14 protein-coding genes are annotated in these 17,063 nt (G+C 55.9%); 6 read left to right on the top strand and 8 right to left on the bottom strand.

From position 1 onward, the window contains the following. Positions 1 to 33: 33 nt before the first annotated feature. Positions 34 to 570: a hypothetical protein gene (locus Q4P78_RS02245; protein ID WP_303338682.1), complete on the bottom strand. Its 537-nt coding sequence runs from the start codon at positions 568 to 570 to the stop codon at positions 34 to 36. Between the two features lie 218 nt (positions 571 to 788). Beyond that, positions 789 to 2,027 carry an NADH:flavin oxidoreductase/NADH oxidase family protein gene (locus Q4P78_RS02250; RefSeq protein ID WP_303338683.1) on the bottom strand — a complete coding sequence of 413 codons (1,239 nt, stop codon included), beginning with the start codon at positions 2,025 to 2,027 and terminating at the stop codon, positions 789 to 791. Positions 2,028 to 2,088: 61 nt separating this feature from the next. Between Q4P78_RS02250 and Q4P78_RS02255 the strand changes: the two genes are divergently transcribed. Further along, the gene (locus tag Q4P78_RS02255) at positions 2,089 to 2,676 is read left to right on the top strand and encodes a TetR/AcrR family transcriptional regulator (RefSeq protein ID WP_303338684.1); all 588 of its coding nucleotides are present in this window, start codon (positions 2,089 to 2,091) and stop codon (positions 2,674 to 2,676) included. A 103-nt stretch (positions 2,677 to 2,779) separates the two neighbouring features. Here Q4P78_RS02255 and Q4P78_RS02260 read toward each other — a convergent pair whose 3' ends face one another. The 4 genes from Q4P78_RS02260 to Q4P78_RS02275 all read right to left on the bottom strand — a co-directional run bounded on the left by Q4P78_RS02260 (position 2,780) and on the right by Q4P78_RS02275 (position 8,118). Further along, positions 2,780 to 3,295: a hypothetical protein gene (locus tag Q4P78_RS02260; RefSeq protein WP_303338685.1), complete on the bottom strand. Its 516-nt coding sequence runs from the start codon at positions 3,293 to 3,295 to the stop codon at positions 2,780 to 2,782. A 298-nt stretch (positions 3,296 to 3,593) separates the two neighbouring features. After that, positions 3,594 to 5,375, bottom strand: coding sequence for an alpha-glucosidase (locus Q4P78_RS02265; RefSeq protein WP_303338686.1), 1,782 nt, complete (start codon positions 5,373 to 5,375; stop codon positions 3,594 to 3,596). Between the two features lie 46 nt (positions 5,376 to 5,421). After that, positions 5,422 to 7,203, bottom strand: coding sequence for an alpha-glucosidase (locus Q4P78_RS02270; protein WP_303338687.1), 1,782 nt, complete (start codon positions 7,201 to 7,203; stop codon positions 5,422 to 5,424). Positions 7,204 to 7,242: 39 nt separating this feature from the next. Continuing rightward, a complete protein-coding gene (locus tag Q4P78_RS02275; RefSeq protein WP_303338688.1) occupies positions 7,243 to 8,118 on the bottom strand; it encodes an endonuclease/exonuclease/phosphatase family protein in 876 nt (291 codons plus the stop codon). A 496-nt stretch (positions 8,119 to 8,614) separates the two neighbouring features. On the opposite strand from Q4P78_RS02275, the gene Q4P78_RS02280 reads away from it, so the two are divergent. The 5 genes from Q4P78_RS02280 (at position 8,615) to Q4P78_RS02300 (ending at position 15,873) form a co-directional block, all read left to right on the top strand. Then, a complete protein-coding gene (locus Q4P78_RS02280; protein ID WP_303338689.1) occupies positions 8,615 to 10,252 on the top strand; it encodes an alpha-glucoside-specific PTS transporter subunit IIBC in 1,638 nt (545 codons plus the stop codon). A 114-nt stretch (positions 10,253 to 10,366) separates the two neighbouring features. Further along, a complete protein-coding gene (locus Q4P78_RS02285) occupies positions 10,367 to 11,260 on the top strand; it encodes a MurR/RpiR family transcriptional regulator (RefSeq protein ID WP_303338690.1) in 894 nt (297 codons plus the stop codon). Continuing rightward, entirely contained in the window at positions 11,260 to 11,715 is a 456-nt protein-coding gene (locus tag Q4P78_RS02290; RefSeq protein ID WP_303338691.1) for a cell shape determination protein CcmA, read from the top strand. Before Q4P78_RS02285 ends, Q4P78_RS02290 begins: the two co-directional genes overlap by 1 nt. A 133-nt stretch (positions 11,716 to 11,848) precedes the next feature. Next, entirely contained in the window at positions 11,849 to 15,640 is a 3,792-nt protein-coding gene (locus Q4P78_RS02295; protein ID WP_303338692.1) for a DEAD/DEAH box helicase, read from the top strand. Next, positions 15,640 to 15,873 carry an ATP-binding protein gene (locus tag Q4P78_RS02300; RefSeq protein ID WP_303338693.1) on the top strand — a complete coding sequence of 78 codons (234 nt, stop codon included), beginning with the start codon at positions 15,640 to 15,642 and terminating at the stop codon, positions 15,871 to 15,873. Before Q4P78_RS02295 ends, Q4P78_RS02300 begins: the two co-directional genes overlap by 1 nt. Before the next feature lie 108 nt (positions 15,874 to 15,981). Here Q4P78_RS02300 and Q4P78_RS02305 read toward each other — a convergent pair whose 3' ends face one another. Both Q4P78_RS02305 and Q4P78_RS02310 read right to left on the bottom strand, forming a co-directional pair. Further along, on the bottom strand, positions 15,982 to 16,164 hold the full coding sequence (locus tag Q4P78_RS02305; protein ID WP_303338694.1) for an FmdB family zinc ribbon protein: 183 nt from the start codon (positions 16,162 to 16,164) through the stop codon (positions 15,982 to 15,984). Between the two features lie 98 nt (positions 16,165 to 16,262). Further along, positions 16,263 to 16,922, bottom strand: coding sequence for a 5-formyltetrahydrofolate cyclo-ligase (locus Q4P78_RS02310; RefSeq protein WP_303338695.1), 660 nt, complete (start codon positions 16,920 to 16,922; stop codon positions 16,263 to 16,265). Positions 16,923 to 17,063 lie beyond the last annotated feature (141 nt).

Below are 17,063 nucleotides of genomic sequence, written 5' to 3' on the forward strand. Positions count from 1 at the left end.
GCGGGGATTCTTTGTGTGTGATGCCAATAGGTTTTAGAGTTTCAGGGGGAACTTGCATGCCAGGTACCAGCTCATGAGCACACCGGAGAGAGTAATCACGGCGGTGAGAGCACCAAAAGCTGCATGAGCATAGGAGGCACTACCGTATATATGGGAAGTCATTGCCTGGTAGGAATCCACCGCGAAGAAGGACGCATAAACGCATGCCCAGAGCCAGAAGACGAGGGCTGAGCGGAAGAAGAGGCCGGTGACAATATGCCCCGCGGTTACCTTCTGCTCCTTGAGTGCGGTATAGCGTGCCCCGCGGTGGTGAGCGAAGAAGATATAAACGCCCACACCAAAGAAGGCAATAGCCCAGGCGACTCCGGAAATCAGAGGATAGCTCAGGGAAATGGTCTGCGGGGTATTGGATGTAAGAGCCGGTATGATTTCAGCGCCCAAATTCCAGAGCCAGAAGGATACGGGAAGAGCTGCGAGAGTGAGTCCCGCGTAGCCGACCGGCACGCTGGGTGATACATCCGGGTCGGGGACTCCGGATACGGGGATGCGCGTATGTACTGAGTTGGTCATCGTTGACTCCTTGGTCGAAGATCCGCCACCCTGTGTGCCGGACTACTTTCAGCCTAAAAATGCTAGCTGGGAGTTTCATGGATAAACCCTGAATAAACGCTGGGAATATCCATGGGTGCTATTCGCAGCAGAGCCGGGGTATCAATAGACGGATAGAGTTGTGCCCCGGTGGGTATCACCGGGGCACAACTCTATATATCTAGCCTAAGCAGCAAGATTTAGCGTACATTCTTGCGGTACCAGGCGGAGTAACGGCGCAGAGCCAGAGCGTACAGCGCCTGCTCACGAGCCACAGCCAACAGCGGAGGCACACCCGGTATGGTCTTCTTGGCGCGAGCAATACGCTTGAACTGGAAACGCACACGAGCCAGAGATGCCAGGGAGGCCACCAGCTTGGACTTGATCTTAATCTCCGGCATGCTTGCCACGGCATTCTCTTCGCCTCGAGCCCAATGCTTGGGCAGATCCGGTACGGCACCCAGGGCGGTAGCCATACCCACCAGGGCAATACCGCTATCAATCACCTGCTGAGCCACGGGCATGCGGCGCACACCTCCGGTGAGCATAAGCGGCAGGGGAGAAGTCTGCACCATATCGGCAACCATCTCCAGGAAGTACGCCTCGCGAGCCATAGTGCGCTCATCGGCAGAGCGACCGGTGGTCGCGGGACTTTCGTAGCTACCGCCCGAAAGCTCCACAAAATCCACGCCCAGGGGAGCGAGCATTTCAATAACCTTCTTCGCGTCCTCGGGCTCAAAGCCGCCGCGCTGGAAATCAGCGGAGTTAAGCTTGACCGCCACCATGAACTGCTCCGGTACGCGCTCGCGCACACGGCGCACAATCTCCACCAGCATGCGCGCACGATTCTCCAGGGAACCGCCCCAGCGATCGGCACGCTGATTGGTCAGGGGGGAGAGGAATTGAGAGAGCAGGTAGCCGTGAGCCGCGTGGATTTCCACACCGTCAAAACCACTCTGAGCCAGCAGGGAGGCGGTGTCCGCAAAATTCTCGATGGTGCGCTCAATATCATTGTCGGTCATGGGGCGCGGGGTGGAGAATAGGCCGCGGCGACTGCCCAGCTGCACCGCAATAGCGGAGGGTGCGATGGGCTCGCCGGGCATATTGGACTGTACCTGGCGGCCCGGGTGGTTGATCTGAGCCATGAGCTTGGCGCCACCGGCGTGTACTGCATCTGCCCAGAGCTTGAAGGGAGTCAGGTTCTTCTGACCCACAATGGCAATATCGGAGGGGTCGGAGAGTGCCGCCGGGTCGACCATAATGTGGCCGGTAATGAGCAGGCCGGTGCCGCCTTCTGCCCAGGCACGGTAGAGGGTAATGATGTCATTGGTGGGGAGCATACGCCCGCCCGCCATATCTTCTGCCATAGCTGCCTTGACCAGACGGTTGGGGAGGGTTACACCGCTGACGGTGGTGAAGGGGGTGAAAATGGTGGTCATTGCTTCGCCTTTCATGGTATGTTTACATTGATAACATTCAGTGTAGGGAGAAAAGTTTACAGTGTCAACATCTAATGTGGGAAAGGCTGTCTCGCAAGATTCCAATAGCTATCACCATGGCGATCTGCGCCGAGCGCTCATTGATGCTTCCCTGGAGCTTTTTGCCACGGATAGCTCCTTCTCCCTGCGTGCCCTGGCAAAGCATGTTGGAGTCTCGCCTACCGCGGTCTACCGCCATTTCGCAGATAAAACCGCGCTAGAAAATGCGGTGAGTGCTCGAGGTTATAGTATGCTGCTGGATGAATTTCGTGCCCTGTCTGAGCGTGATTCTGCTCGGGAACAGGCTCTGGAATTCGGTTTATGTTATGTGAATTTCGCTCAGGCGCATCCTCATCTTTTTGATCTGATGGGTCGCTATGATTGCACTCTGGATGAGGAGAGCGCCTCTATTTCCCGCGAGTTCTTTGACTATCTTGCCGAGCATAATATGCGTCTGGCTCCCGAGGTGGATCCGCAGGTACTCACCTGGACCCTATGGTCGCTGGTGCACGGTGTTACGGTACTCGGTCGAGGTGGCGTGCTGGGTAAGGCGGAATCCGAGAATTATCGAGATATGCTTAGCCACTCTCTGGCTCTCATCTTCCGCTAAACGCTTGCGGGTCTTGAGATGGCATGCAAGAAGCGGTGCCCGGTGAAGAGTGTTCACCGGGCACCGCTGTATCTACAAGGTATGACTTCAGCAGTTATAAAAGCTAACGGGTACTGATCTTGAAATGACGAACCAGGGCAACGCTTGAGAGCATCAGAACAATCAGCGTGCCACAGATAAAGTAACAATCGATAGCATGGTTCTGAAGCACAAGTTCACGGCTGAAAATATAGAGCGGAACCAACCAAGGAACCAGAGCAGCACACCAGGCCCTGGCAAACATGCCGGTTGCAATATATGCCTTGGAGCAACCCATCAGACGCAGTAACGTGTAGCGTTTGCCATACTGAGCGGTAAAAAGCCTAAAGCATTCCGCACCCAGCACCAAAAAGAAAATACCCAGACCCAGAACAAAGGGAACGGCAAAAACACTGATCCCCTCAAGGATGCGCATGCCCTGCCTGCCGTATTCAGCGGCAATCAGACCCACGAGGGAAAGACCCCCGGCGCTAAGCAGCAGGAATGAGGAATAGCCCACGAGGTAGGCGGTGCTGTGCGGCGCCCGGGTGTGGGCAGAACCGCCGGAATCGGGGTGGCGAGTAATCATAGGGTGCGTCATCGCAAGCTCCTGTCTAGGTGCTTCGTTCGTCGAAGCGGCGACCTGGGCACTGGAGTGTTCAGGTACTCTCAGCTTAGAAATCCAAATGTAAAGAATCCTGCATAAATCCTGAAAGAATCCTGTGAATCTGGGGTTGAGTCGAGCCCGTACTTTTCTTTAAAAGCATGCAACTTATTGAGTGCTTCATACAGATACGTGAAATAAGTAAAAGAGGTTTCAGATAGAGCATTTAGAAGTGGCGGATACAGCGGTGGGGAGGGCCGAAAGACCCTCCCCACCGTGCTATAGAGTGCGAGTACTAGCGCGAAATGCGGTAAACCTTCGCCTCATAGGGGCGCAAGGTAGCACCCTGATCATCAGCATAATTCGAATGCACCAGCTCCACCGAAGCACCCGCTTCGCGAGCCTGCTCCAGCGCCTCATAGTGACGCTCCAGCTCCTGCTCGCTAAAGTTCGAGATTACCAGCAGAGACTGAGAAGCATCGGTACCCTCAGCACCACCCACACGCTCATAGGCGTAGACCTGCTCATCCTCAACATCCAGCGGCTTGAAAGAACCATAAACCATCAGATCCTTGAGCTCACCGCGACGCAAAGACACCAACTGCTGGTAGTGATAGAAAATCGAATTCTCATCCGCCAGAGCAGCATCCGCATTAATTTCAGCAAAATTCGGGTTCACAGAAATCCACGGCTGAACATCCTTACCGAAAGAGAAACCGGCGTGAGCGCTCGCATCCCAGTGCATGGGGGTACGCGCATTATCGCGACCCTTAATATAGATCGCGCGCATAGCATCCTCATGGCTCAAATTGCCGCGCTCCACATGCATATCCTGGTAGAAACGAATCGAATCACCATCGCGGTACTCATCAATCGACTCGAAACGAACATTGGTCATGCCCAGCTCTTCACCCTGATAAATATAGGGAGTGCCCTGCATAAAGTGCAGAGTGGTCGCCAGCTGCTTAGCGCTCTTCACACGCCACTGAGGAGAATCATTACCAAAACGCGACACCACGCGCGGCTGATCATGATTATTCCAATAGAGCGAACCCCAGGCATTACCCTCCAGCTCAGTCTGCCAAGCGTTCAAAATACGCTTTAGCTCGCTGAGTTTATAGGGAGCGTAGGACCACTTACCGCCCAGGCTGCCCTCGGGGTCGGTGTCCACACCCATATGGTCAAAGTGGAAAATCATCTGCAGCTCACCGGCATCATAACCAGCCCAGAGCTTGGCATCCTCGGGAGAAGTCTGAGAGGTCTCACCCACGGTCATCACATCATAACGACCGAAGCTCTGAGCATTCAGTTCCTTCATCCACGGGTGAACCATGGTGCCATGAGCAATCACAAAAGGAATCGAGGAGGTGTGCTTCTCAAAATCGGTATCCGGATCATCCGGGTAACCCTCGGGCTTGGAAATAATATTAATCGCGTCCAGACGGAAACCGTCCACGCCCTTATCCAGCCACCAGCGCACCATAGAATAGAGATCCTCACGCACGCGCGGGTTCTCCCAATTCAGATCCGGCTGCTCCTTGAAGAAAATATGCAGATAGAACTGCTGGGTGTTCTCATCCCACTCCCACGCAGATCCACCAAACTCAGAGGCCCAGTTATTGGGGGGAATCGGGGTACCGTCCTCTTCAAAGCCCTTCGGATCCTTCCAGATATAGTAATCGCGGTAGGGATTCTCACGGGAAGACTTAGACTGCACAAACCAGGGATGCTGATCGGAAGTATGGTTCGCCACCAAATCCATCAGAATCTTAATACCGTGGTTATGCGCGGTTTCAAGCAGCTCATCGAAATCTTCCATAGTGCCAAAATCGCCCATAATCGCGAAATAATCGCTAATATCGTAGCCATTATCCACATTCGGCGAATCAAACACCGGGGAAAGCCAAATAACATTAATACCCAGCTTCTGCAGGTACGGCAGCTTAGCGGTAATACCCTTCAAATCACCAATACCGTCACCATTAGCATCGGCAAAAGAACGCGGGTACACCTGGTACACCACGGCTTCCTTCCACCACTGCTTGCCAGCATAGGAGGGGGTAGAAATCTCAGACATAAAAGCCTTTCATATCGAAAACGTCTAGTAGAGAATAACCAGAAAATTACAGACTGTACAGGTAAAGGCGGGACTCCCAGGGCGCCAGCACGCCCTCGGTGCGCTCAGCCTCCGGGTAGTTAGCCAGCAGAAGCTGCGGGTTCTTCAAACCGGCATACTGCGCATAGGAGCTCAGATTACCCTCAGCTGCAGCAAATTCATAGGGCTCATCGCTGAAATTCGCCAGCACCAGCAGGGCACGCTCGCCGCTAGCAGCCGCATCAGCCTCAGAATTCATGCGCACATAAGCAAAGAGAGCGGGATCCTCTTCGGTACCCGGCAGCTGGGCATAAGCACCGGTGGCAAAAATCGGGTGAGCCTTACGCGCAGCAATCACATCGCGGTAGGAATAGAAGACTGAATCGCTATCCTCCAGGGCAGCCTGCGCATTAATCTCGCTAAATCGGGGATTAACCTCAAGCCAGGGCGTACCGGTGGTAAAACCAGCGTGAGCGCTCGCATCCCATTGCACCGGAGTGCGCGCATTATCGCGACCCGAGGCGCTAATATAACGCAGCATGGTCTCCGGATCAATCTCACCCGAATCAACATACTTACGCCAGGCGTCGTGAATTTCCAGGTCGTTATAGCGGGCAATATCGTCAAAGAAGACATTGGTCATGCCCAGCTCTTCACCCTGATAGATATAGGGGGTGCCCTGCATGCCGTGCAGCACGCTTGCCAGCAGCTTGGCGCTCTTGACGCGGTACTGCGCCGAATCATTGCCAAAGCGAGAGACCGCGCGCGGCTGATCGTGATTATTCCAGTACAGGGAATTCCAACCGCGACCCTGCAAATCATGCTGCCAGCGGGAGAGAATAGACTTAAGCTCCACCAGGGAGAAACGATCCTCACTCCAACGGCCGTGACCTTCCTTCGAAGCATCCACATCCATATGCTCGAATTGGAAGACCATCTGCACTTCATGACGGTCAAAACCGGTGTACAGTGCCGCATCGGCGGTGCTCACGCCCGGAGTCTCGCCCACGGTCATCACACCCGGGTAGTGGGAGAGAACCTCACGGTTCATCTCCTGCAAAAATTCGTGGATGCGCGGGCCATTGGCAATACGCTCCAGGGGTACGGTGGTAGAACCGGCGGCAATGGCGGGGTCATCGCCGAAGTCCTCGGGTTTGGAAATCAGGTTAATAACATCCATGCGGAAGCCATCCACACCCTTATCCAGCCAGAAGCGCATAATATCGTAGACTTCTTCGCGCACGCGCGGATTCTCCCAATTCAGATCCGGCTGCTTGACGGAGAAATAGTGCAGGTAGAACTGCTGGGTGTGCTCATCCCATTCCCAGACCGAAGGGGAGAAGAAAGAAATCCAATTATTGGGAGGCAGGGGAGTGCCGTCCTCGGCAAAACCGGCAGGATCACGCCAAATATAGTAGTCGCGGTAGGGGTTCTCGCGGGAAGAACGCGCCTGCTTAAACCATTCGTGCTCGTCCGAAGAATGGTTCACGACCAGATCTAGCATAATCTTCAGCCCCAGAGAATGAGCGGTCTCGAGCAGCTGCTCAAAATCCTCCATGGTGCCAAACTCGGGCATGATTGCGCGGTAATCGCTAATATCGTAGCCATTATCGTCATTGGGGGAAGCAAAAATAGGGGAGAGCCAGATAGTATCCACGCCCAGTTTCGCCACATAGGGCAGGCGGGAGGTAATACCCGGCAGATCGCCCACACCGTCACCATTAGAATCGGCAAAAGAGCGAGGGTAAATCTGGTACACCACAGACTGCTGATAGGGCTGGATTTCGGTGGGAGTATCGGCTGAGCTCATGGGAACCTCCTAGAAACTACTAATGGGCTGATAATGAATTTAGACGCGGGGTAGCTGACACGCAATCAGCAGAGCGGAATGATCGGAAAGAGCCTGCGGGGTATTATCCCCCAGCACCACGCGGTGACTGAGCATCTCTAACGCTTGGGAAGCAAAGATAAAATCAATACGGTGTCCGCCGGAGTGGCCTTCCCAACCGGCAATCTCATGATGGACCGTATGCTCACCCTCAATAACCACCTGAGGATTACTCTCGGCTGCAGCCAACGCCAGCTCGCGGGTGTCATACATACCGGAGCTAAGAACCATATCGTACCCCTCGGAGCGAATATGAGCGGGGGAGTTGAAGTCGCCCGCCAGCAGCACCGGCGCAGGGGCGCTCGCGGCGCATTCAGTCAAAGCGCGGTGCAGATTCGTGTATTCTTCCGCGAAAAGAGGTAGATTATCGCGATTCCACCAGGACATATGGGTGCTGGCAATCCACACGGGACCTTCGGGACTATCAACCAGTGCGGCGATGGCTCGGCGGCGCTGAACCTGCTCGTAGCTGTACTCGGGGGAGAGTTCCAACGCCTGCACCTGCTCCACGGGGTGCTTGGTTAAAATTGCTACGCCTTCGTCGTAGCGGTCCCATCCAATATGTGCCTCGGCAAAAACCCAGCTGTAGTGCGCGCCCAGCGCCTGTAAATTCTCGATGAGCAGCAGGGCATAATTATCGGCTCGCACGGGCAAAGAAGTAGAACGAGAATCGAAATTCAGGGGAGAAGAAATAACCGCTGCGGAGCGATCCTGACTGACTTCTTGTAGGGCAATAATGTCCACGTCGTGCTCGTGAATGAAACGCGCCAGGGCGGAGATTTTCTCGCGCTGAGATTCTTCCATCCAGCTATGTGTGTTCAGACTCAGAAATTTCATGGATTCTTCGCAATATTTCAATGATTTTTGTTGTATAGGTGCGGGTGGAAAACCCACAGTGTGGCGGGCTAAACCCACGCTATAAACAGCCTCAAGCCTGCAAAACACACAGAGCATATATGAAAGATAAGATTGCCGTCTTTTCTTCTCACAAGCCCGGTATATCGGGAAATCTCTCGCGCAGGCGAGATGGCTTAGCTCTGTGAGCCTGCAGGTTTGGGGCTATATCCATATCCTACGCCTGAAAAATCCCACAGTATATAAAAAGAAGCCCACAGGTGCCTAATAGTTTTGCCGGGTTCTGATAGTCCTGCCGGGTTGTGAAAACTCTTCCAATTGATGAAAAATATACGGCATTTTGGCTTAACTAATGGCATGATAAGGGGCGTAAACACATGGCATTCGCGTCCGCGGTCATCAACCACTGACTCACTCAACACAGCTGTTTGATCGAGCGCAGGCGCTTTTTGTATGGAACGAAAGGCTCCAACGCCTCATGATGGAAAAAGTACAGCGCTTCGGTTCGGCGATGCTCGCCCCCGTGCTGCTCTTCGCTTTTGCCGGTCTGGCTGTTGGTCTGGCGATTATCGCTCAGAACGATCAGCTGCTGCCCTTCGCAGTAAAGGGTTCGGCATGGAATAACTTCTGGTCTGTATGGGAAGCCGGTTCGTGGACCGTCTTTACCCAGATGGAACTGCTCTTTGCTCTGGGTCTGCCCATTGCACTGGCTAAGACTGCTAACGCACGTGCAGTGCTCGAAGCAGGTATGGTCTACCTGACCTTCCTGTACTTCGTGGGTAAGATGCTCGAGCTCTGGGGTAAGAATGGTACCGCTGGTGCCGACTTCTTCCAGATCGACTTCAGCACCGACATTACTAAGAGTGCTGCAGGTACCGGTCTGAAGACCATTGCCGGTATTAAGACCCTGGACACCGGTATTTTCGGTGCAATCATCATCTCGGCAATCGTGGTGTGGCTGCACAATAAGTACTTCGACAAGAAGCTGCCCGATGTCCTCGGTATCTTCCAGGGCACCCAGTTCGTCTACGCTCTGGGCTTCTTTATCATGCTGCCCATCGGCTTCCTCTTCGCATGGCTGTGGCCCTTCGCTCAGCAGGGTATCTCCAGCCTGCAGGGCTTCTTCATTGCCTCCGGTGCAGTGGGTGTGTGGGTATACACCTTCCTGGAGCGCTTCCTGATCCCGACCGGTCTGCACCACTTCATTTACTCCCCGTTCATGTTCGGTAACGTGGTGACCCCCAACGGTATCACCAAGGACTGGGCAGCAAACCTGGCAGAGTTCTCCAAGTCCGATAAGCCTCTCTCTGAGCTGTTCCCCGGCGGCGGTTTTGCACTGCACGGTAACTCCAAGGTCTTCGCGCCCGCAGGTATTGCTCTGGCATTCTGGTCCACCGCTCGCCCCGAAAAGCGTAAGGAAGTTGTGGCACTGCTGCTGCCCGTCTCCCTGACCGCAATGCTGATCGGTATTACTGAGCCCCTGGAATTCACCTTCCTGTTCGTTGCACCCCCGCTGTTCGCTGTTCACGCAGTGCTGGCAGCAACCATGGCAGCCGCGATGTACCTGGTGGGCGTGCGCGGTAACATGGGTGGCGGTCTGCTCGATAACTTCCTGTTCCAGAACTGGATCCCCCTGTGGAAGTACCAGGGTGGCACCTACCTGGCTCAGATCGGTATCGGTCTGGCGTTCACCGTTATCTACTTCGTGCTCTTCCGCTTCCTGATCCTGAAGTTCGACTTCAAGACCCCCGGTCGCGAGGCAGACGGCGGCGAGACCAAGCTCTACTCCAAGGCTGACTACAAGGCTGCTAAGGCAGCTGAGAAGAACGGTGGCGCAGCAGCTGATGCAGCTGAGGACGGCGACCTGTACGCACCTCGCGCAACCGCATTCCTGGAGCTGCTGGGCGGCGCAGAGAACATCACTACCGTGAACAACTGCGCAACCCGCCTGCGTGTTTCCGTGGCTGACGCTGACAAGGTTGACACCTCCGACGCAGCATTCAAGGAAGCTGGCGCACTGGGCATTGTCCGTAAGGGCACCGCTTTCCAGGTGATCGTGGGTATGGACGTTCCGCAGGTGCGTGAGCGCTTCGAAACCATGGTTAATGAGAAGTAAAAACCACTAGCTAACATTATGTGCCGTAACTGACACGGTATAGCTGAACAGGGCTCCTGAGCCAAAGACGCGTTACAATTGACAGTATTGCCGTCTTTGATTCAGGAGCCCTGAGTGGATTTACAAGATGTAGTGAATGCTAATCAGCATCGGTTTAGCGAAACCGAGCGCGAGATTCTGGCATTCATGCTCGAAAATGAAGAATTCGTGGCGGAAGCAACTATCAACTCGCTCGCCCACAAAACCTACACCTCAACCAGCTCCATTATCCGCCTGACCAAGAAGCTGAACTTCTCAGGCTTTGCCGAGCTGAAGTACTTTATTAAGTCATCACTCTCTAACACCGAACCCTACAACCCGCGCTTTATTGAAAGCGGCCGGGAAGATATCCTGCGCACCTATGACTACCTGGAGCACATGGACCTGGGATCCATGCTCAAGCGCATCTTCACCGCCCGCACTGTTTACTGCTACGGCACCGGCTACGCCCAGCGTAACGCCGTGCAAGAGTTCGCCAAATCCATGCAGATTTGTGGCAAGTTCTGCCATATTATTCCCGCGCGCAACGAGTTCGAAAGCGCCATGAATATTATGAGCCAGGACGATATTGTGGTGATTGTGTCCTTCTCCGGACAGACCGAGAATATGCGCGAGCACATTAAAATGCTGCAGCTGCGCAAGATCCCCATGATCGCCATTACCGCTATTGGCGTGAACTATATGTCCTCGCACGCGGACTTCTCCCTGCACTACCAGTCCACCCCCACCCAGCTGAGCACTCAGCGCAAGCCCTTCAACTCCTTTGTGGCTCTGTCGGTGCTGCTGGACTATATTGTGCGCCGCTACATTGACTATATTGAGACCCAGCAGCGCGCCGGACTGGATGCCGTGGTGGCAGAGGCCGCCTATGACAGCGGCTATATTCCCGAGGCTGAGGGAGACTTGGGTGAGGTGCTCGCCCGGGCCCGCACGCAAATTCCTGGAACCCGCCGAATCAAGGACGTTTAATGCTTATCTCCCTGCTGCAGCTGATCGATGATAGCGAGAAAATGCGCAAGTACCTCTTCTGGTACTGGATTTTTGCCCCCGCAGCTATCTTCGCCTGGATTATGATGGGCGCGGGCAACGCCGGAACCGATCTGCGCGGAACCCTCAATAACCCCTTCTTCGCAGTCGCATTTTTGCACGCCTGCTGGACCCTGCTCATGGCGGGCCTGCTCAAGCTGGCTGGAACCGAGAATGAAAGCACCGAGCGCACCTTTGCCCTCTATGCCCTGATCATGGAGTTGATTACCGGCAATATTATTGGTGCAAGCTTGAGCTTCTTCCTGTTCCGCAGCCTGCGCTTTGCCGAACGTGAAGAATTTGCGCCCAAGTACCGTTGGGTTCTGATCGGTGCCATGGTCTTTATGCTCCTGGTTGCCGGCATGATTCTGACAGCAAATATTAGCCTTTTCGCCTAAGATAGAACTATAAGCAACTATCAACGGCGTTACACCAGCGATAAAGCCACGGGGAGCATGAGGATGCTCCCCGGCTTTAGCATGTACCCCGGGCATACGCCCAGCACGATTACTCACCCAAGGAACGCGTTAAGTGACTGAACCCCATACTTCGGCAGAAAGTACCGCTGAGCCGCTCGCGGATGAGCTCAACCCTGCCCACCCCGCCTTTGACCCGGCGCCGGGCCTGGCACGCTGGGCAGCCCAAATGGACATTTACACCGGTCCGGACGCCATGCTCGACTTTAACCACGTCGACTATGTGCACATTGACCTTGCCGATGCCAATCCCTCGGGTCTGGCGCAGCTGCTTGCCGGTCGTAAAACCCGCCTCTCCACCATCCTTCGCGATAAGGCGCAGCTGGAGAACGGCATGCGCGCCGCTCGCACCCTACGCACCAAAATCTACGAGCTGGCAAGCGACCACGGCCTGGACTCGGGCTATTTTGTGGCGGGTACTGCCTCCTGGCTTTCGCGCGCTGTCATTGATTCTCCTCAGGCGGAGAAACGCTTTATTGCGCCTATTTTGATGGCGCCCCTGGCGATCACTCCGCATCCTAAGGGCGATGATTTTGAGCTGCGTCTTGCCGGTGCTGCACGCCTGAACCCGGCGATGGTGCGCCAGCTCAAGCAGGAGTACGGCATTGACCTATCCACTATGGATGTGGCTCAGCTGGCGAACTCCATGTCGCGCCTGGATCCGGAACCGGTGATTGAGCGTATGCGCGCCTCGGCATCCAAGGTGCCGGGCATGATGATTGAGTCCACCTACTTTATCTCCACTTTTGCCGATGTGAAGGAGAGCCTGGGCGAGCTACCCGAGACCTCCTACACCCCGCTAGTGCGCGATATTGCGGCTCTGAAGACCCCCGGCGTGACGCCCGAAATCCACGAGCTGACTAACACCCAGCCGCCCCTGGATGAGCGTGAACTCAGCGAAGAAATGCTGCTGCTGGACGCTGATGCCCGCGCCCAGGAGATTATTGACTACGCTGCCAGCGGCGAGTCCTTTACCGTGACCGCAGCTCCCGGCACCGAGCCCCTGCGTACCGCGGTCAATATCGCCTCCACTCTGATCGGGCAGGGTAAGTCCGTACTGGTGGTGGGGGAGAAGCGCACCACCCTGGCTGAATTTTCGAATCTGCTCGAGCGCACCGGGGTGTCCGAGCTGCGCTATGATCTGCTGGCTGAGCGTGACTCCGAGGGTGCACGCACCGAGTTTATTCGCGCGATTATTCGCAATGAAAACACCCCGGATGCTATTGCCGATGCCCTCAGCGCTGAGCTGGGTGTAACCCGCGCAGCTCTTGCCGAGCACACTGCTGCCCTTGCCGCCAAGGATAGTATTTGGCGTATTTCCATTGCCCAGACTCTACAGACCCTGGCTGCTCTGACCGCTGCGAACCCGGCGCCGACCACCCGCGTGCGTTTTGACCGTACCCAGTTGGACGCCCTGCTCTACCGCGAGCAGAAGGCAACCAAGATTGTGCGCCTTGCAGAGCTGGGTGCCTTCACCCGTGCGGCGGGCAATTCCCCCTGGTTTGGTGCGAATCTGCACAATGACGAAGAGACTGCCGACGCCTATGCGCTGGCGCTGACCCTGAAGTCCTCTCTGCTGTCGTTCCGCGAATCCATGGCGCGTATGAATGCCGCTCTGGGTTTGCGTCAGGGGCGAACCATTGCTCAATGGGAATCTCAGCTGCTGATTCTGCAGCGTATTCGCGAGACCCTTAAGCGTTTCCGTGCCGATGTGTACGACCGCCCGGTCACCGATTTGATTGCGGCGACCGCTTCGGGTGCTTGGCGCCGTGAGCACGGTATTGATATGAGCACCATGCAGCGTTCGCGTCTGCGCCGCGCCGCTAAGGAGTACATCCTGCCCGGTGTGAATATTGGTGATGTACACGAGCAGTTGAAAATTGTTCAAGCTGAGCGTGCCGAGTGGATCCGCCATATCGAGGCGCCCCGCACCCCCGCCATCCCCGATAATCTTGATAGCCTGGTCAATACCCTCAATGTCTTGGTAACCGAATTTGCCGGTCTGGGTATTGTGCTTGCCAATAGCCCGGCGGGTACCGATTTTGTGCACACCGATATTGATCAGCTGGAGGCGCGCCTGGATGCCCTGCTGGCTGATCGTGTGCTGCTGATGAGCCTGCCCGAGCGCGAGGCTCTGCAGCAGGAGATGCGCTCCTACGGTCTGGGTGAGCTGCTGGATGATTTCTACGCCCGCGAGGTGCCCGCAAGCCTGGTAACCGCCGAATTTGATTTGGCGTGGTGGCAATCCGCCCTGGATTATTTGCTCACCGTTCACGCCGGTAAGTTGCTGGAGGGCACCGCCCTGCGCGATGCCGAGTCTCGTTTCCGCCGCGCCGATTACGCCCATATGGCTTCTGCTTCTTCCCGTGTGCTGGCTGCTGTACGCACCCGCTGGGATGAATCTGTCACTGAGCACCCTGAACAGGCTGCCTATGTGAAGAGTCAGCTGCGTGGCCACGAGTTCGTGCTCGAGGATTTGCTAACCCACGCGGGGGATTTGGCGACCTGCCTGCTGCCGTTGTGGACAGCCTCGCCCTTTGCTCTGGCACGCAAGCTGCCTAAGGGCGTGCGCTTTGATACGGCGATTCTGCTCGATAGTGAGTCCACTCCGCTGGCGGCAAGCCTGACTGCGATTACTCGTGTTGATCAGGTGATTGCTCTGGGCGATCCGCACTCGGGTTACCCGGCTCCCTTTGTGGTGTCCGCTCCGACTGTGGGTGCTCCGAATCCTTCGGCTCAGCGTCTGGAGAGTACTTTTGAGGCTCTGTCTCAGGTGCTGCCGGGTACCGAGCTGGTGCTGCTGCACCGCGGTATGGATCGCAATGTCTTTGAGTATGTGAATCGTGAGTTCTACGCTTCGAGTCTGCATTCCAGCCCGGTTTCTGCCGCCTCGGCTCTGCCGGAGCCGAGCCTGAGCGTTGAGTATATTGATACGCGCGGCAAGCTCTCGGATAATGCGAATCTTGATTCTCCCGGTGTGGAGGTTGAGCGTGTAACTCGCCTGGTGCTTGAGCACGCGTACCGCCACCCGGAGCGTTCTCTGGCTGTGGTGACTGCCAGCCCCAAGCACGCTCAGCGCGTGGCGGAGTCCATTCGCCGTTCTCTGGCTCAGTACCCGCAGCTGGCGGGCTTCTTCCAGCCTGGGGATGAGCCTTTCCGCGTGGTGGATTTGAGCCGTGCCGATAGCGTGGAGCGCGATACCGTGATTTTCTCCCTGGGCGTTGCCGGTTCCCGCTGGGGCCAGGCGTCCTATGAACTGGGTCAGCTTTCGGAGGAGCGCGGCCGTGAGGGCTTTGTGCGCGCAATGACTCGTGCTCGCCGCGCGACTCATGTGGTCAGCTGCATTAATCCGGTGGATTTGGATGAGTCTAAGCTGCACTATGGCGCGGTGGATTTCTACCGTTTGCTGATTGCTTTTGAGCAGCAGCAGCGCGTGAAGGAAGCCGAGAATCTGGATGCAATCACCCCAGCGACCCTGCCCCCGAACGCCTTCTTGAACACCGTTGAGCAGAGTGTTCCGGATCTGGGTAACTGGCTTCTGAACGACTTGGCGGCGCGCCTGGCATCGGATGGTATTGAGGTCTCTTTGGGCAGCGGTGATATTGCGCTGATTGCTCACGCTCCCGCTTCGGTTCAGAGCGAGAACCCTGCCGAGACCATGCCCCTGGTGGCGTGCTCGGATGCCGAAGAGAATTACGCAGCGGCGAGTGTGCGTGAACGTACCCGCCTGCTACCGGAGCGTTTGAGCCGTACCGGCTGGAATTATCTGACTCTGGGCACTCTGGAGGTCTTCTCTGATCCTCAGAGCGTGCAGGCTCGTATTCGTAAGTATTTGGGGATGGACTAATGGCCTATTCTGCCGTTCCCAAGCCCAGGAAGGGTAATCGTCGTGCTTCCGGAGGGCATGTGCCCGCCGATGCTGAGCCGAAGCTGCCGGGGCTTAATGCGCCCGCTATTTCGCGCCGCGCTGTGCCTTCTGGCTCCTCTTCTGCTGCACAGAAACTTAGCGCTGAAGAGGCAGCGCACCTGGAACAGATGAAGCAGGAGCGTCCTCCGCACTGGGGCAATAATTTGGTCTAAGGCGTTGGGAGAGTCCTTTCGAAGCGCCTTCACTGCACCCTAAAAGGACACGCAAAAGCCCGGGTACTCGATATAGTACCCGGGCTTGTGCATGCCCACTAGCAGGCTTTAGCTATTCTTATCGTTGCTATAGAAACCGGAGCCCTTGAATACAACGCCCACGCTATTGAACTTCTTACGCAGGGTGTCTTCGCCGCAGGAGGGGCAGGTTTTCAGTGCGTCCTCGCTAAAGGACTGGTGCTGCTCAAATACATGACCGCAGTTTTTGCACTGGTACACATAGACCGGCATGGTATTTCTTTCTGTCGATACTGCCTAACCTAAGTATTGTACTCCCTGCCCGCCCGCCACTTGAATCCTCAGTGATACGGGGCTAGAAGCTACAAGCTTTAGGAATCGCTAGTACGAATACCCTCCTGGCTGAGCACACGCTCCAGACGCGCATCCCAGCTATCGTAGGGAATTTCGTCCAGAATTTCCTCGGCAAAAATAATACCTACGCTATGTTCCAGCATGGCAGTTTCGCTCAGCTGCGGCAGCAGACGGTCATAGTAGCCGCCGCCCTGACCTAAGCGACGACCCGCACGCGAATAGGCAAGAGCGGGAACCAGACGCAGATCAGCGGCAGTAAAAGCCTCCGGTCCGTACTGTTCACCCTCGGGTTCGGCAATACCCATACCGTTGAGCGGATGGTCAACCTCCGGATCCCATACAGTCCAGGCGAGCTTACGACCGGGCTTGACCACCGGCACCAGAATACGCGCCCCGGCACGATGCGCTGCCTCAAGAGCCGGGGTGATGGGCGGCTCAGCGGGGGTGGGTAGGTAGGCGGCAATGGTTACGCCCTGCAGATCCTCGGCGCTAGAGCTGGGGGAGTAGCGCGCAAAAAGATCCGCCAAGTGATCGCTAAAAGCCCGGGTTATAGCCGCATTGCCGGCAGGTCCGCGCTGGCTGCGGGCGATCAGGCGCTGGGGGCGAATCTGAGAGCGCAGAACCTGCTTATCCAGGGCGATATCTTCGGTGCTTGCTCCGGGAGGGTAGGTGCTCATAACTATCCTTTGGACGATTTTCTTTATCTTCTATATCTAGCATATTCTGTGCCGATTATGTCCGCATTCGTCATAAATAGGCGTGCAGAGCCCTCAAGAATATATTTTTAACCGTTCAAGCATTCCTTGAAGGATTTATGC

Source organism: Rothia sp. (in: high G+C Gram-positive bacteria), from assembly GCF_030540545.1.
GTDB lineage: Bacteria > Actinomycetota > Actinomycetes > Actinomycetales > Micrococcaceae > Rothia.

Coding starts and splice junctions, on each gene's coding strand:
- Q4P78_RS02305 (WP_303338694.1), bottom strand. CDS start 16,164: ATGCCGGTCTATGTGTACCAGTGCAAAAACTGCGGTCATGTATTTGAG.
- Q4P78_RS02265 (WP_303338686.1), bottom strand. CDS start 5,375: ATGTCTGAGATTTCTACCCCCTCCTATGCTGGCAAGCAGTGGTGGAAG.
- Q4P78_RS02245 (WP_303338682.1), bottom strand. CDS start 570: ATGACCAACTCAGTACATACGCGCATCCCCGTATCCGGAGTCCCCGAC.
- Q4P78_RS02280 (WP_303338689.1), top strand. CDS start 8,615: ATGATGGAAAAAGTACAGCGCTTCGGTTCGGCGATGCTCGCCCCCGTG.
- Q4P78_RS02310 (WP_303338695.1), bottom strand. CDS start 16,922: ATGAGCACCTACCCTCCCGGAGCAAGCACCGAAGATATCGCCCTGGAT.
- Q4P78_RS02260 (WP_303338685.1), bottom strand. CDS start 3,295: ATGACGCACCCTATGATTACTCGCCACCCCGATTCCGGCGGTTCTGCC.
- Q4P78_RS02270 (WP_303338687.1), bottom strand. CDS start 7,203: ATGAGCTCAGCCGATACTCCCACCGAAATCCAGCCCTATCAGCAGTCT.
- Q4P78_RS02250 (WP_303338683.1), bottom strand. CDS start 2,027: ATGACCACCATTTTCACCCCCTTCACCACCGTCAGCGGTGTAACCCTC.
- Q4P78_RS02275 (WP_303338688.1), bottom strand. CDS start 8,118: ATGAAATTTCTGAGTCTGAACACACATAGCTGGATGGAAGAATCTCAG.
- Q4P78_RS02300 (WP_303338693.1), top strand. CDS start 15,640: ATGGCCTATTCTGCCGTTCCCAAGCCCAGGAAGGGTAATCGTCGTGCT.
- Q4P78_RS02290 (WP_303338691.1), top strand. CDS start 11,260: ATGCTTATCTCCCTGCTGCAGCTGATCGATGATAGCGAGAAAATGCGC.